We start from the raw sequence: 15639 nt of genomic DNA on the forward strand, positions 1-15639 counted from the left end.
GTGGCCATCTGGGACGCCGAAACCCTGCGCGTCTACAAGCGGCTGCTCGGCTACACGCGGCGCTGGTGGGTGATCGGTGCGATCGCCATTCTCGGCATGGCGGTCGACGGCGGCGCGTTGGCGGCCTTTACCCAGAAACTGCGGCCGATGATCGACGAGCTCTTCGCCAAGAAGGACCCGTACCTGATCTTCTGGATGCCGATCTGGATCGTGTTGATTTTTGCGGCGCGCGGCGTCGGCACCTTCGTCAGCAGTTACGGTATTTCGTACGTGGGCCGCAACGTCGTGCAGGCGATGCAGGCGGACGTGTTCGCCGCCTATCTGCGTCTGCCAGCGGCGTTCTTCGGCAATGAGCCCTCCGGCCAGCAGATCTCCCGCATCACCTACACCAGCGAGCAGGTGGCCTCGGCGTCCACTGATGCACTGAAGGTGGTCGTGACCGAAGGCGTCACGGTGATCGGGATGCTGTACGTGATGCTGACCAACAGCGCCTATCTCTCGCTCACACTGCTGATGATGGCCCCCGGCATCGCGCTGGTTGCCACGATGGTCAGCCGGCGCTACCGGGAGATCAGCCGGCGCATCCAGGGCTCGATGGGCTCGGTGACCGGCGCGGTGGACGAGTCGGTCCATGCGCACCGCGAAGTGCGCGTCTACGGCGGGCAGCAGCACGAGGCCGCGCGCTTCGCGGACGTTTCCCACCGCGCTCGCCGCCTCAACATGAAGATCGCCACCACCAGCGCGACCTCGAGCACGGCCATCCAGACCGTCGCAGCGCTCGCGCTCGCGCTGCTGGTGTACCTGGCCACCCGGCCCCAGGTCATCGATGGCATCTCGCCCGGCGTGTTTGTCACTGTGCTGACGGCCATGGGCGCCATGATGCCCTCGCTCAAGCGCCTGGCGAACGTGCAGGGCACGATCCAGCGCGGCATTTCGGCGGCCGAGGATCTGTTCGAAGTCATCGATCTGCCACCGGAGCAGGACACGGGGCGTCTCCAGCTCGAGCGCACCCGCGGCGACCTGCGTTTCGAGGGCGTCCGGTTGCGTTATCCACGCAGCGAGATCGAAACCCTGCGTGGCATCGACCTGCACTGCGCGCCCGGCACCGTTACCGCGCTGGTCGGTCGCTCCGGCAGCGGCAAGAGCAGCCTGGTCAGCCTGCTGCCGCGCTTCCAGGAGCCCAGCGCAGGGCGCATCGTGCTCGACGGGCAGGACTATCGCGAATACACCCTCGCCTCGTTGCGTCGCCAGATCGGCTGGGTGGGGCAGAGCGTGGTGCTGTTCGACGGCACTATTGCCCAGAACATTGCCTACGGCGAACTGGCCGGCGCCAGCGAGGCGGACATTACCGCGGCGGCGGAGGCGGCCAACGCGATGGAGTTCATCCAGCGGATGCCCGAGGGCATCCACACCCCGATCGGGCAGGGGGGCGGCATGCTTTCCGGTGGCCAGCGCCAGCGCCTGGCGATCGCCCGCGCCATCCTCAAGAACGCGCCGATCCTGGTGCTGGACGAGGCTACCAGCGCGCTCGATACCGAGTCCGAACGGCTGATCCAGCAGGCCCTGCAGCGCCTGATGCGCGACCGCACCACGCTGGTCATCGCACACCGGTTGTCCACCATCGAGCACGCCGATCAGATTGCCGTGATGGACCAGGGACGCATCGTTGAACGCGGCACTCACGCCGAGTTGGTAGCCTTGGGCGGTCAATACGCCGCGCTCCACCGTATGCAGTTCCACGAGCAGGAAGAAGGCTGAGGCGTCTCATGGCGCTAGCGCAGAAGCTGGAAGAAGCCTGGTACAGCGATGGCCGCACCCCGGTGTGGGTGCATCCGCTGTCCTGGCTTTATGCCGGCGTCAGCGGCCTGCGCCGTTTCCTCTACCGGCATGGCTGGCGACGCAGCGTGCGCCTGAGCGTGCCCGTGGTGGTGATCGGCAACATCACCGCCGGCGGTACCGGCAAGACGCCGCTGGCCATCGCCGTCGCCCAGGCGCTGCGCGAACGTGGTTTCACTCCCGGCGTGGTCAGTCGCGGCTACGGTGGCACCCAGCGCGAGCCGCTGCTGCTCGGTGACGCGCCCAACCCGCAGCGGGTCGGTGACGAGCCCAGCCTGATCCGCACGCAGGGTATTCCGGTGGCGGTGGGCCGCGACCGCCCCGCCGCCGCCCGTCTGCTGATTGGCGCAGGCTGCGATGTGGTCATCGCCGACGACGGCCTGCAGCACTACCGCCTCGCCCGCGACGTGGAAGTGTGCGTGATCGACGCCGTGCGCGGCTTCGGCAACGGGCGCCTGCTGCCAGCCGGCCCGCTGCGCGAGCCGCTGATGCGCCTGGCCACCGCGGACATCCGCGTGTGCAACGGCGGCGAACGCATGGGCGCCTATCCCATGCAACTGCGCGGCGGCGAAGCCTGCTCACTCACCGACGACACCTGCCAGCCGCTGACCGCCTTCACCGGCCAGCGGGTTCACGCCGTGGCCGCTATCGGTCATCCCGCCCGCTTTTTCGACAGCCTGCGCGCCTACGGCATCCTGCCGGTCGAACACGCCTTCCCCGATCACCACGCCTTCGTCCCCTCGGACTTCAACCTCGGCGAAGACCTGCCGGTGCTGATGACCGACAAGGACGCCATCAAGTGCCGGCGATTCGCGCAACCGGGATGGTGGCGGGTGCCGGTGCGGGCGGACTTGCCGGCGGAGTTCTTTGATGCATTGGCGAGCCGCATCCGGGCGGCCGTGGGGCCGGGACACTAGTTGTTCTCCACCACCATCTGGCGTTGCCGGCCGATCTCCAGGCGCGGAACGCTCGAAGCACCCAGCAGTCTCGGCACGAAATAGCTGTCCTCGTAGTATCGAATCTTGTTGCAGCGGATCGGGTGCGGCGTGCCTTCGATAAATACGATTTCTTTCTTCGGATCCAGCGCCTTCAACTCCTGCGGCAGCATCAGCGCACGTTTTTCCTCCACTTCGGCCAGCGATACGCTGCTGCCCTGGCCGAGGCCGCCCCTGGAACGCGTGCGCTGGCGCTTGCGCTGCGTGGTGTAGCCAAGCATCTCGCTGTACTCGTTGGCATCCCGTTGCTCGCGCGGCGTGTAGACCATCTGGCAGGCCAGGTTGGTGATCATGCTGCGCGCCTTTTCCGGCCCATAAACCGCATCCAGTTGGGAGAGCGACTGGATCACGCAGAACACGCGCACGTTGTAGCCGGCGAAATACGCCACACCGTCAACCATGACGTCCATCCGACCCAGGGCGGCGAACTCGTCCAGCATGAACAGGCATTGGTGCTTGAGGGATGCGTCCTTGTCCGGGGTGACGCCAACGTTGAGCTTGATCGCCTGGTTGAAGAACAGGTTCAGCAACCCGGAGGCTTCGGTGAGCTTGCTGGGCGAAATGCCCACGTAAATCGACTGCACCCGCCGGCGCAGGTCGGGTAACCAGAAATCGTTACCCGAGGTCGCCTTGTCCAGGATCGGGTTGGCCAGGATCAGCAGCGGGGCCTGCGTGCTGGCGATCACGGAGGTAAACGTCTGCTCGGCCAGCGCGGTGATGTTGGCAAAGGCCGTGCGGGTCTGACGACTGACGTGCGGGTACTCGAGCACGGACTTCAGGTGCGCCTTGAGATCGCTACCGTCGCCCGACAGCAGGCGGTAGACCGCGCCGAGCGTGGGGTAACCGTCGTCCCTGGCAAAGCCCTTGTCCAGGCCGTCGGTCCAGCAGTCGAACAACAGGCTGGCCGTCGCCACGAAGGTCGAGCGTGCCATGTTCGCCCAAAAGGGATCCTGATTGGGCGGGTCCTTGTACAGGCAGTCGGCGATGGCCTGCAGGTCCGATGTGCGATGAATCACGTCGGGGCGCACGTAGGCAAACGGGTTCCAGCGATGTGTGCGCAGGTCTTCCGCAAACGGATTGAAGAGGAAGGTGGGACCCAGCTTGGAGCGCCATTTCGACGTGATGTCGAAAGCTTCCTGTTTGATGTCCAGGACGACCATCGACCCCTGGTAGCTCAGCAGATTGGGGATCACCGCGCCGACGCCTTTGCCGCTTCGCGTTGGCGCCGCCAGCAGGGCGTGGCGCGTTCCGCGGAGCCGCAGGAAACTGCGGCCGTATCTGCCCACGACGATGCCGTTCGGGTCGTCGTCGAGGAGCCCGAGCCGGGCCAGGTCACCGCGGCTGGCGAACCGGGCGTCGCCATGGGTCGACCGTGCGCGGGGTCTGAACAGGAAGTACAACAGAGCGATCCAGGCGGCCAGTGGCAGGCCGAAACCCACGCTCCCTGACAACCTGATCTGGTGCACGTAGGGTTGAACTTCCGGCCTGGCGATCGCTGCTAGATAGCGCCCATAGGTACCAGGGCCGAGTGGCGCTCGCACATGCAAGAGGGCCAACACCAGCCAGCCGGATGCATATAGCCCGGCAAGTACTGCCGACATGAAGGCCAGGAAGGCGGCTAACGCCTTGTTGCGTGGAATCATGAGCTCACCTTCCGTGTGATGGGCCGCACCGGTTTCGCCCGTGGCTAGGGCACAGCGCCCCATAAGGCGATGATCGCGTTCAGCAGCGCGGCGTTGGTTGCGGTATTCGCACCCGGGCAGGTCATCAAGTAGGTCTTGCGCAACTGGGATGTAGCTGCTGCGTCGAAGGAGGGATCGAATACGACAAGGCTGAAGAAGTAGGTGGTTGCGGGCACACAGCCAGGGCCGCCACTCGCCCCCGCACCGGAGATGCCGGCCATGCAGGTGTAGACAGTGCAGGGATCGACGCTCTGGGCGTGGGCTGGCGTCATGTTCAGGCTGACGGCCGCGCCAAGCGCAAGGAGGGCAGGACGAATGGGTAGTTTCAAGGTGACCTTCCAGTAGGCACATGAAGCGGATTCCGCAAGCACGGGCACCGACGCATGATCAGCCCCTCTCTCGCGGTTGCGGGCGAACCGGGATGGCCTCGCCCTGGATGCCCGGTGGCGTGGACGTGGTTCGGCCACCGGAAAAGGGGTGAGGATTGCCGTGGGGACCAGGGCCGGCTTGCTGGAAGACGGGTTGTTTCGTGTGCGCAGGCGGCTGCGCGTGCGCACCACCATACGCACCGTAGGACCCCGGTGGTTGTCCCTGCGGACCGGGGCGGCTCCCGGGATTGAATGCCGAGTAGTGCATGAAGCTTCCCACGGTGCCTTGGAAGAATGCAGCTGCCAATGGGGGCACGCTTATGATCAGGACGGTCATAAGCAAGCCGATACCACCTTGTTGCAGTGCCTGATTGGAGAGGCCTTCCGCACCGAGGCTCGTCATCTCGTTGATCAGGTTCGCGGTCCAGAGCGCGGCGGCCACGCGCAACGTCAGCTGCAACACAAGGGAGCTGATGAAACTGAGCGCGGCCATGGAAAAGATGGTGCCGATGCCATAGAGCAGCCACTTGCGGAAAAGATCCTTGGTCTGGTCAAAGATCAGGCAAAGGATGAACAGCGGTCCCATGCCGATGAACAGGGCGATGGTGGCCTGGTAGAGCAACAACATGGCGCCGGCTGCCATCGGTGGGCTGGCCGTGCCCAGTCCGGCGAAGAGCATGGCGTGCGCCTTGCGCTCGGCGTTCTCGACGTCGCCGGGGGCGACTTGCACGACATCGATCGCGCCCAGCGCCAGCTGGGTCCAGGCGAGATTCTGGTCGATGGTCTGCGCCGCCGTGTCGTCGCTGCCGGTGAACAGCTGGTTGACGGCGGTACTCAGGTCGGTAGTGAACAACTGCTGCAGGTTGGAGCCAAAGACCGACATGGTGGTCGCGGCGCTGACGATGATGACGATGCGCGTCATGCTCATGACCATTGCCATCATCGACTCATGCGTTCGCCCCGTAATCAGCCGGTAGCCCTGGATCATGATCCACAGCGTGACCATGAGCAGCGCCAGTGCGCTTGCCCAGGTCATGAACGACGCCATGAGGTCCATTCCGAACGTGTTGATCTGTTTACTCAGATAGTCGTACACCAGCCTGAAGTAAACGAAGTCGGCGATGTTTGTTGGCATGGCGCCTGATTCCTTTCTTGCGCTAGGTGACGTCGTTCCCTAAGCCTCGGGACGTCACGCGGATGCATCAGTCGACCGAGAATGCCGCTTTCAACGCAGCTGCCTGCACTACCGTACCGATCACGCTGCTTTGTCCCTTGAGCGCTGCTTTTGCCAGGATGGACTGCTGCTGGTTGAGCGCCTGGATGACCGCTTGGTCTCCGGCAATGGCCGTCTGCCATTCCTGCATGGCATGAGCGGTGATCGCGCTGTAGGTGACGGCCTGCGTCGTAGCGCCGCTTGTCGTACCAAGCGTTTTCACTTCGTTGGTCAGCTTGTTTAGCTTTTGCAGTGTGCTGCCGTACTGGTCGAGCTTGCCGAGCATGGCCACCGTCCGGTTGTACTCATCAACCTGGAGCATCGTGATATTCGCGCAGATTTGCTGCTGGGCGACCGTAATTGGCATTTCGGGGCTGACTGCGGCTGCTGCGGACGTCACCAGACTGCCGATTACGGAACCGCCTGACGCACTTGGGCAATTCTGGTCGATGAGCGCGCTCGGGTCGTCAATAGGCTCAAGCTTGCTCGACGAAAGGGAAATATTGATGCCCAGACCTTTAATGCTCATGAGCAACTGCTGGTACTGCTCAACCTGCTGGTAATATTGCTCGAGTTGCTTTGCGTACTGCATTCCCTGCCTGGCGTATTGCGCGACGCTTTGCGCCAACTGCGACTTGAAACCTTCTTCGTTCGCGGCAATGGCGGTGGGATCGGTGACCAGCACCTGGGCCTTCGCCGCATCAACGGCGATGCCGAGCAAAGCCGCGATTAGCACGACCTGTCCCCAACGGCGAGGACGAGTCGGATCGAGCAACACGAGGGTCATACGCTTCCTCCGGCGAGAGACGTTGTATTAGCCTGCAGTCGCGCGAGCCGCGCGGGTAGCGGGCCGCGCACTGGAGCGGGCCTTCCCGCTGCCCTTGCGGGCTGCATAGAACAGATCGAGCCATTGTTCGGGGCGCAAGGCGTCCACGGGCATGCCTTCGACAGCGGCGCACTCGCGGAGGACGCGGTGCATGATTTCGATGTTGTCGGTCGATGCGGAGATCACCGCCAGGGCGTCGTCCATACCGCGCAGGTTGAGTTGGCATACGGCGCTGGCGTGGACTTGCTTGATCAGGAAGCAGCGCGAACGCTCGTCCAGGCTGACGACGACCTGGTACTCGGCGTCGGTCAGCTTGAGGCCGTTGATGTAGTCCTCGCGGCTCGCATTGGGATTGGGCAATAGGATCATCGTGGCCGTCTGTTCCACAAGCGCGGAGGCAATGTCGCTGGCCAGCGCGTCTTCGGGGCTTTGCGTCGCGAAGATGCCCAGTCCGTTCTGCTTGCGGATGGTCTTCTGCTTGTTCTTGGCGAATTCCTTCAATCCACCCTTGCCGTCCAGAATCTTCCAGAACTCGTCCATCACATAGATCAGCGGCCGGCCGTCGATCAACGCTTCGAGGCGGTGTAACAGGTAGTTGACCACCGGCACGCGCACTTCCGGGTTGTCGATGATTTCGGTGTAGTCGAAACCGATGATGCCGGCCTTCTCCAGATCGATCGTGTCAACCGGGTTGTCGAAAACCCAACCCAGCGAGTTGCCGGTCGTCCATTTGCGCATGCGGATGAAGAGCCCCTCGTCGCCGAGGTTGGGCAGGCTCTTCTGGAAGTTGGTCATGTTGCGCAGGCGCATCGGCGTGTCGAGCATGTTCTCGACGGCGCGGAAGATGTCTTCCTCCTCGCGCGAGCTGTAAGCGCTCTTGCCCGCCAGCACCTTGATCAGATCGGCCAGAAACTGGACGTTGGCCTCGGTACGCTCGCAATGGAAAGGGTTGAAGCCGGTGGGTTGGCCGTTCTCCAGGGAAAGGTAGTTGCCGCCGCAGGCGCGCACGAAGATCTCGGCGCCACGATCCTTGTCGAAGAAGAATATGGTTGGGCTGGGCTGGAATTTCTGGACCTGGCTCAGCAGGAAGTTGATCAGCGCTGTCTTGCCCGTGCCGGATTTGCCTATCACCATCGTGTTGGCGATGGCCTTCTCGCCCAGCGAGTTCTCGGTCGGGTGGGTCGCGTGGAAGTTGAAATAGTAGGGCTGCCCGTTGGTGCTCTGCAGGGTCGTCACGCAGTCGCCCCAGGGGTTGTTCTCCCGCTTGCCCATGGCGAAGTTGTGCAGCGGGCTCAGGCCCAGGAAATTGAGTGAGCTCACGTTGGCCAGGCGGGTCCGATACTTCCAGTTGCCGGGAAGCTGCGCATAGAAGGCGGCAGTGACGGCGAGATCCTCTTTGACCGAGACGAAGCCGGCGTTGGAAAGCTCCGCGCGGGTAGTGGCGATCTGCTGCGACAGCGCCTCCTGGCTCGGCGCATAGATGGCGATGGTGAAGTGGTATTCGCCCAGCACGAAGTTGCCGGACGCCAGCTGGTCCATTGCCACATCCAGTTCGGCGATCTGGCTGAACGCCTTGTCGCCGGAGGACACCATCATTCCTTTGGTGCGGTCTAGCGCCTTGAGGGCATCCTGTCGCCCCATCGGACTGAAGGAGTGCGTTATCACGTACTCGAATCCGAGGTACTTCAGCCCATTGAGGATCCCGGGAAAGGTGCCGTCGGTGTATTCCTTGATGTTCAGGATGGCGCCGAAGTGGTTGGTTCCCTGCGGCGTGGTGATCACGAAGTCGCCGGTTTTGCCGGAGAAACGCTGTTTGCTGACCGGCAGGTAGTTGTAGACCGGTGCGGGAAGCACGGGCACGGGTTCGTCCAGGCGGTTGAGCAGGTAGCCGTAGAACTCCAGCGCTTCAGAAAACACCACGCCGTTGGCCGCTTCGTACATGCCCAGACGATCGGGGGCGTAGTCCTTCAGTACGGCTTCGACGTTACCTGCGAGTTCCAGAATGGTGCCGACGGCTTGCTGCTGCTCGGCCTCCAGGCGAGTCACGTCGCTCAATTTTTCGGCGAGCTTCTTTCCGCTGACGAGGGGTCGGTAAAGCATGGTGAGGTAAAGCTCGTTCTGCATCAGCTTCTGGCTCGACAAGGCATCGTGATACGCGTCGGAGAGGGCCTGGTTGAACGACTGTGCAAAGCGGGCGCGGTCCGTAATGCGCCGCCGGCGGCGCACGTCGTGTACCCAGAAGGCGACGTTGACGAAATCGGGCGCGCGCAAGGTCTGCAGCATGCGGTTGAAGGTGGCGTGGCGATGCTCCAGGTCCCACTCTTCGCGCCCCACGAACGGCAGGCCCCCCAGGCGCCAGACCATCAGGAAGTCGCCTCCGGTGGTTTTCAGCACCGTGGGCGAGACGTGGGTGGACAGCGGTACGAGTTCGCTGATGGGAGTATCGGGAATGAAGGTGGGCTTGGACATGCACGGGTTCCGTTCCCCTGGCGCGTGGCCAGGGCGGCTGTGGGCTTATGAGCTGGCCTTCGACTGGCCGCGGTGGGTGTTGGGCGTGAAAACCCACATGCCGTCGTTCTCCCGAAGGTTCCTGACCCTTGTTCGGAACTGCAGGCGAAGTCCGAGCAGTCGAAAGATCATTTCATCGCGCCTGGCCATCTGGCGCATCACGAAAATCATTGGGGGGATCAGCAACAGGAAGAACAGGTTGAAATACATGGCCAGCAACATGCATCCGCCCGCGCCCATGAAGAACGGCACGTAGGGCACGCCCATGAACATGGGCGGGCGGGTGCAGCCGCGGAACAATGCGTCCTTATGCATAGAAGTTGAGCGCGTGGCTGACCAGGCTGGCAGTGCAGGCAGTGGCGCCCGACGCGCTCGTGCTTCCAGCCAGGAACATCTTCGCAATCTGGCCTGCCGCGCCGATCAGGACGGCACCGATCAGCACCGGGGAGATGTCGGAAATGCGTTTGTGGGCGAATGCAATCTGATAGCCGGAGAACACGATGGCGATCGTCACCACGATGATCGAGATCGCATTGAGGATCTTGTTGACACTGCTGGCGAAGCCGCAGGTCGTCGCGATGGTATCGGTCACGTCCTGGCCCAGAGCGATACCCGGCAGTGCGAGTGCCAGGCACATCGCCATGGCCATGAGAAGGGCAGTACCGCTGCGGATCGGGTGACGGGCATTGGGGTTTGCGGGCAGGTTCTTGGCCATCTTCGGTTTTCCTCGCGGAGGGGGGGTGGACAGCAACGACCATTGCAATGGGCGTTTGACGGATGACCGCCCAGTGGGCGGACGGATTCGGGACGGGCTCCTGGCGCGATGGGCGGTCAGAAGACGAACGCAGCATCGGCCTCCCCTTGCTTGGAGGCGACAGGACCGCGTGTGGGGGAGACGGGTGGTCGGGGTTCAGTGCCAGGCGATCCGCCCGGGCCATGAACGCGCGGCACGAAAGCGCGCTGGGCCGTGCCAGCTGGCTCGACCGGCGCCGGGGCCGCCGTTCGGGCGGCTGGCTGACCTTCGGCGTTGCCCCCCGCTACGGCGGAGACCAGCGCGTCGGCCGTTGTGTCAATGGCAACCGACCTGATCGACACCCGATCCGTCGGGCTGCGGTATTTCGCGGGGCGTGTCGTTGACGTCCCGCCGGGGTGCTCGGTAGCCTGCGAATGAACGGCTATCGCCTCGGCGTCAAGCGCGTCGGCCCCGAACGAGGCGACCATCCGCTGCACGTAGCCGTCCCGGTAGCCCGTGACAAAATTGCCTGAGTAGTAGCAACTGAAGGCCTTTCCCCAATCAGCACCCGAACGGCTGTAGCACTGGGCCAGGATGCGAGCGCCCGCCGTGACGTTGGCGCAACCGTCGAAGGCCTTTTCAAACGTATCCAGCCCATAACGCACTAGGTTGCTGCGGTTGATCTGGGCGATCCCGAGTGAATAGTCGTATCCCTTCGACTCGAGCATGCGCGCGGTCGCGACGGCCTCGCCCAGGTTGCGTGGCTGGCGTTCGAGCCGACCGCCGACAACGCCGATGGCGAATCGGTTTCCGCTGGACTCCACCTGGGCGACATGCTGCATGACCTCCAGTGGAACGGCCAGCTGAGGGCAGGATGATGGGGTGAATGCCGGGACCATTCCTTGTCCTTGTCGGTCAGCGCGCTTGCGCTGGCAGCTCTTGCAGGAAGCTGCGTTGCGGGTCGAAGTCGATCCCGGTGATGTGCCGTTGCCCGGCATGCGCCTTGATATGCACCACGATGTCGATGGTCAGCCGGAGCAGCCGTTTAATGGTCGCGAACTCGAGGCCGGCGCCTTCGGTGGAGGCCTTGACCATGAGTGCCAGCTGGTCCCAGGTCTGTTCGGTGCTGCCTGCATGGCAGCTGGTGATCGAGCCTGGATGGCCGGAAGCGCAATTCCGGATGAAGTAGAAGGCTTCGTCTCCGCGCAATTCGGCCAGGATGATGCGATCAGGCTTCATGCGCAGACAGGTTTCCATGCAGCTCTTCGCCGTTACGTTGCTGGCGCTCTGGCCACCCTTGGAATAGAGCAGATGCACCACGTTGGGCTGGCTGATGAAGAGCTCCCGGGCATCCTCGATGGTGACCAGGCGCTCTTCGGCGGGGATGTGATGGACCAGGGACTTCATGAACGTGGTCTTGCCGCTGCCGGTCGCACCTGACACCACGATGTTCTTCTTGCCGCGCACGGCTGCCTTGAAGAACTCGGCATAGCGACGTTCGGCGCGCAGAGCCTGCAACTCGCGATCATGTTCAGTGAGTTCGCTTGCATCCTCCCATACCCGGTCGAAGAAGCCCTCCGCCTGGTACTGGTCCAGTGTCCTCGCCTGTTTCGACGGCAGGCGGATGGTGATCGATACGTTGCCCGCCTCGCAGGCAGGCGGAATGACGAACTGCGCGCGCTGGCCGGTAGGGAAGGTGAGCGAGACCACCGGATCGATGTCGGTAATGCGCTGGCCGGTATTGCTTTCGTTGACCACTGCGGTGCAGAACTGGCGTGCCCGTTCGTAGGTCAGTGATGGCACTTCCATCCGTTGCCAGCCACCGCGGTGTTCTAGGTAAAGCTCGCCCGGGCGATTGATGCAGATTTCGGTAACGTCGGGCGCGGCCATGAACTCGCGCACGCCCAGCACCTCGTACTGGTAGTCGAGGAACTCATTCGAGACGAGGGCGAGGGTGTCTTCCATGCCTTTTTTCAGAAGCGCGCGACGACGTCGCTGAAGTCCACGTCGCGCGCGACGTACACGTAGATCACCGTGCCCTGGTTGATCGTGACCGTCGGCGGGCGGTTGGCGGCCTCGCGCACAGCCATGTCGGCGAGGCTCTGTACGGTGCGCGCGGTGTTGCTCTCGAACGGCTCCTGTACCGCAATGCCGCCGGAGACGATCGAAGTGGTCGTGGGCCCGTGCTTGGCCGCCTCGTACTTGAACGCGTCGCTGAGCATGCTGATCAGCAGCGCGGCACTGATGCGGCTGCCCCAATGGGCGTCGTAGTAACCAGGCAGCCCGGCGCCGCCCAGGCTGTCGATGCCAGGGCTGGGCTTGCTGCTCATATCCACGTCCACGCCTGTGGGCGTGATGATGCGATCCCAAACGACTGCGACCCGGCGCCCTTTCGGGCCGCTGGAATAGGCGCCCAGTACTTTGGATCCCTTGGGCAGGAGCAGCGTGCGGCCGTTGAACGAGTACACCGGCTCGGTGACAAGGCAGGAGCTATAACCCGGTACGTCGGTAATGATCCGGGTTTCCAGCACGCAGCGGATGTATGTCCCCCGTTGCATGATCGCGTCGGCATGCTCGAGTGGCTTGGCTTTAGTCGCGATCACACTGCCTGACAGCAGGGGCCTGCCCGTGTCCGGGGATGGCGCTGCAATGGGTGCGGACGATAGATTCGCCATGGGGTCGGACGCGCCCGCGATGCGCCGTTCGACCAAGGTAGGCTCGTGCGGTGCATAGGCGACTGGGGTCTTCGCCGGGTCGTCGGCCACCTGTGGCGGGGGAAGCGGCGGCAACGCAGGCGTCGGGGCGAGCAGAATCGGCGCGGGCTCGTGGTGGATCGGCGGCAGGGCCAAGGCCGGTGGTGCATCGGCTACGGTGACTTTCTCCTCCCTGGGCTTGCTTGGCTCGCGGCGTGAGGTCGCACTGCTGATCATCCAGTAGGAAACGAACAGCAGGAGCACGACGGCCGAGCCCAGCATCAGCAAGACGCGGCGGTTCGTGCGGCGCAGCTCGTTGGATGTCAACAACGGCGCATTAGCATCCAGATCAGGCGCGGCCGATTGCTGGTAGTGCGTTGAGTAGGGGTTTTGTGTCAACGCTTCGCCATGGCAGGCGTCCGCATCGACGGCGGAAGGGATGTGCGTGCTCACTTGCGTGCGTTCCTTCGCAGGCCGACGACGTTGTCGCCATGACGGATGACGAGGTAGGGATACGTCCCGTGTACGACAATGGTGTTGCCTTCGACGGTCGTGTTGACGAGGGAGTCCTCGCCGTGCTCCGTCTCGCGCATGAATACCGCGGGAAAATCGCCGGTGGGCAAGCGCTTCAGGTCGCTCATCCGGATGTAGGTGAAGCGCCCGTCGTCGTAGACGTGCGCCGGCACAAGCCAGGGCGCATGGCTGTTGCGCGTGGCGTAGTCGTAGTCGAAGTCGTAGACGCGCCCCGGAACAAGACGGGTGTCCAGCGGCGGGGCAACGGCGACCTTTTTCTTTTCCTTTGAGAAGCTCGTGTCGGTCGGATAGGCAAAAGTGATCTTGTATTGCACGCCCTCGCCCTTGGCCTGCTCCAGCGCCTTCCAGTCGGTCGCCACGACTTTCAGTTCGAAGATGTAGGAGTGCGTGGCCGTGCGCACCAGCAAGTTGGTGTCGACGTCGACATCCTTCGGCTTGAGATAGAACACGTTGTCGCGGCGGGTAAGCTCCCAGCCACTGCTGAACCCGGTGCTGTAATCGAGGATCTGCTCGTTGGGGCTGAGCTCGATCTGCGTGGTGATGCCTAGCCCGGTGCGTACGGGATAGATGTGGTCCGGCTGGTATGCGTATTGCTGCACGACCTGCGCCTGCGTCGGGATGCTGGTGATGGCCAGGCAGAACGCGCCAGCCAGGGAGGCGATGTGGCACCGGATCATCGTGCCGCCCCATGGGAAGGAAGGCTTGCGGCCGTTCCAGCCTGCGGGGTGACATTGTGCTTGTACGCAGGCGATACCGTGGCCAGATCGGGGGCCGGGCTCGCGGCTTGCACGCTGGCGCCCGAAATTTCGGTCGGCGCCGGCGTCGCGTAGTCGTTGTCGACGCGGTAGCTCGTCACCCAGAAACCCAACGGGTTCTCGATCCGGTTGCGGTCGTCCATTTCGAGGTTCGCCTTGTAGGTGAATTCCATCGTGGCGATCTTGCTGTCCATCGGTTGGGTGACACCGCTCTGCTTGTCGTAAAGGCTCCGTTGGAAGCGCACCGTGGCACCGGTGGGCGTGCGCCCCTGGCCGCCTCCGATCAGCACGATGCTGAGCAGCCTGACGCGGATCGCCTTGTCCTTCCCGTAGGTTTTGTAGGGGCTGTCAGGATTCATTGGCGAGTACAGCCGCGTGTAATCGGCCTTGACCCCCGGCGAGGCCATGGTTTGCACCGTGGCCCAGTCGCCCAGGTTGAGCAGCGCAAGGTCGTAGGACTCGCGAGCCAGCACGAAATGCGCCACGTTGCTGCGGTTGAGCGCTTCGCTCGTGCTGATCCGGCGATGGGTGAGGTCTTCGGTCAGGCGTGCCACGGTGCTCGTACCGGTGTACGCATCGGCCATCACCAGGTAGGGAACCTTCTGCTTCAGAGGGAGCATGTAGAAGTAGCCGCCAGCAAGAACCAGCGACATGCCGATCGCACTGAATGCCACCCACCAGGCGCGCCGCTCGCTGCGGCGTGCGATGTCGGCGATCGAGAGCTCGTAGTTGACTGCCTTGGAGACGGCTTCCTCGACGTTGCGAGAAACGGTTTTCCTGGCGACCATCAGCGCACCCCACCGGCGACGGCGGGCGGGGCAGACTGTACGCCCGTGCTGGCCTCCGGCCGTGCGCCGGCCGGCGTGACGTCGGAGCCGAGGGTCTTCAGCCGATCGACTTGAAGTCTTCCATCAGCCACGGTGATCGAGATGCCCTGGGCCGCGTAGATCGCACTGAGTTCGCTGGCGGCCTGTCGAACGTCCGCCGTTCGTACCTTGGTGACGGGGGCGAAGAGCGTGTAGTCGGATGGAAGGCGATAGACCAGCGTCATGCCCGTGTCACTAGCCCAGCGGACAAGCATGTTCCGAAGCGTCTCGTCCATGGGCGCGGCGTAGTAGGTATAGGGGCGATTGAGCGGGATCTCGGTGGGGGTGGACTGGAAGCGGTTGACCGGCTTCCAGCGGCCGCCGAAGTCCTTGGCGGGGGGTGTTCCGCAGCCCGCCAGCAGAATGGCCGGCAGCAAAAGGGTTCCGAGGATCCGGTTCAGGGGAGCCTTGCTCACGTGGTGCTCGCAGGTCGGGGCGGCTTCAGCCGCGTGGCGTAGGTCGGTTCACGCGCGCCGGTAGGCGCTGCATGCTGTGGCTGGGCGATGCACGGATGGTCAGTCAGCGTGCCGAGCGGGTGCGGACAGTGGCCGGTGCAGCCCGTGGCGAAAGCGGTTTTCATGTTGCATGGGGGGAAGATCTCGGTTCCCGCGCGGCACCAGGTGGCGATTC

General features: G+C 63.7%; 14 protein-coding genes and 1 pseudogene. 2 read left to right on the forward strand and 13 right to left on the reverse strand.

Annotated elements, in window-relative coordinates:
• Complete coding sequence (gene msbA, locus ACFWZU_RS06165) at positions 1 to 1758, forward strand: lipid A export permease/ATP-binding protein MsbA (protein ID WP_439700775.1); 1758 nt, start codon at positions 1 to 3, stop codon at positions 1756 to 1758.
• A gap of 8 nt (positions 1759 to 1766) precedes the next feature.
• Entirely contained in the window at positions 1767 to 2753 is a 987-nt protein-coding gene (lpxK, locus tag ACFWZU_RS06170) for a tetraacyldisaccharide 4'-kinase (RefSeq protein WP_439700546.1), read from the forward strand.
• Here lpxK and ACFWZU_RS06175 read toward each other — a convergent pair.
• The 13 genes and pseudogenes from ACFWZU_RS06175 to ACFWZU_RS06235 all read right to left on the reverse strand — a co-directional run.
• A complete protein-coding gene (locus tag ACFWZU_RS06175; protein ID WP_439700547.1) occupies positions 2750 to 4474 on the reverse strand; it encodes a type IV secretory system conjugative DNA transfer family protein in 1725 nt (574 codons plus the stop codon). The two genes, lpxK and ACFWZU_RS06175, sit on opposite strands and share 4 nt — an antisense overlap.
• Positions 4475 to 4518: 44 nt before the next feature.
• The gene (locus ACFWZU_RS06180) at positions 4519 to 4842 is read right to left on the reverse strand and encodes a hypothetical protein (protein WP_439700548.1); all 324 of its coding nucleotides are present in this window, start codon (positions 4840 to 4842) and stop codon (positions 4519 to 4521) included.
• Positions 4843 to 4900: 58 nt separating this feature from the next.
• Complete coding sequence (locus ACFWZU_RS06185) at positions 4901 to 6016, reverse strand: type IV secretion system protein (protein WP_439700549.1); 1116 nt, start codon at positions 6014 to 6016, stop codon at positions 4901 to 4903.
• Between the two features lie 67 nt (positions 6017 to 6083).
• Positions 6084 to 6881, reverse strand: a complete 798-nt coding sequence (locus tag ACFWZU_RS06190; RefSeq protein ID WP_439700550.1) for a hypothetical protein — start codon at positions 6879 to 6881, stop codon at positions 6084 to 6086.
• Positions 6882 to 6908: 27 nt separating this feature from the next.
• Positions 6909 to 9389 carry a VirB4 family type IV secretion/conjugal transfer ATPase gene (locus tag ACFWZU_RS06195; protein WP_439700551.1) on the reverse strand — a complete coding sequence of 827 codons (2481 nt, stop codon included), beginning with the start codon at positions 9387 to 9389 and terminating at the stop codon, positions 6909 to 6911.
• Between the two features lie 45 nt (positions 9390 to 9434).
• Positions 9435 to 9743: a type IV secretion system protein VirB3 gene (locus ACFWZU_RS06200; RefSeq protein ID WP_439700552.1), complete on the reverse strand. Its 309-nt coding sequence runs from the start codon at positions 9741 to 9743 to the stop codon at positions 9435 to 9437.
• On the reverse strand, positions 9736 to 10143 hold the full coding sequence (locus ACFWZU_RS06205) for a TrbC/VirB2 family protein (RefSeq protein ID WP_439700553.1): 408 nt from the start codon (positions 10141 to 10143) through the stop codon (positions 9736 to 9738). Before ACFWZU_RS06205 ends, ACFWZU_RS06200 begins: the two co-directional genes overlap by 8 nt.
• Before the next feature lie 116 nt (positions 10144 to 10259).
• Positions 10260 to 11060, reverse strand: a complete 801-nt coding sequence (locus ACFWZU_RS06210; RefSeq protein WP_439700554.1) for a lytic transglycosylase domain-containing protein — start codon at positions 11058 to 11060, stop codon at positions 10260 to 10262.
• 16 nt (positions 11061 to 11076) lie between these two features.
• Positions 11077 to 12126, reverse strand: a complete 1050-nt coding sequence (gene virB11, locus ACFWZU_RS06215; RefSeq protein ID WP_439700555.1) for a P-type DNA transfer ATPase VirB11 — start codon at positions 12124 to 12126, stop codon at positions 11077 to 11079.
• Positions 12127 to 12134: 8 nt separating this feature from the next.
• Complete coding sequence (locus ACFWZU_RS06220; protein WP_439700556.1) at positions 12135 to 13307, reverse strand: TrbI/VirB10 family protein; 1173 nt, start codon at positions 13305 to 13307, stop codon at positions 12135 to 12137.
• Complete coding sequence (locus ACFWZU_RS06225; RefSeq protein WP_439700557.1) at positions 13304 to 14065, reverse strand: TrbG/VirB9 family P-type conjugative transfer protein; 762 nt, start codon at positions 14063 to 14065, stop codon at positions 13304 to 13306. Before ACFWZU_RS06225 ends, ACFWZU_RS06220 begins: the two co-directional genes overlap by 4 nt.
• A complete protein-coding gene (locus tag ACFWZU_RS06230; protein ID WP_439700558.1) occupies positions 14062 to 14931 on the reverse strand; it encodes a virB8 family protein in 870 nt (289 codons plus the stop codon). Before ACFWZU_RS06230 ends, ACFWZU_RS06225 begins: the two co-directional genes overlap by 4 nt.
• Positions 14932 to 15038: 107 nt before the next feature.
• Positions 15039 to 15410 (reverse strand): annotated as a pseudogene (locus tag ACFWZU_RS06235) (TcpQ domain-containing protein); the annotation flags it as partial.
• Between the last annotated feature and the right edge of the window lie 229 nt (positions 15411 to 15639).

This window comes from Frateuria sp. GZRR33 (genome assembly GCF_051900425.1).
In the GTDB taxonomy this organism is placed as follows: domain Bacteria; phylum Pseudomonadota; class Gammaproteobacteria; order Xanthomonadales; family Rhodanobacteraceae; genus Frateuria_A.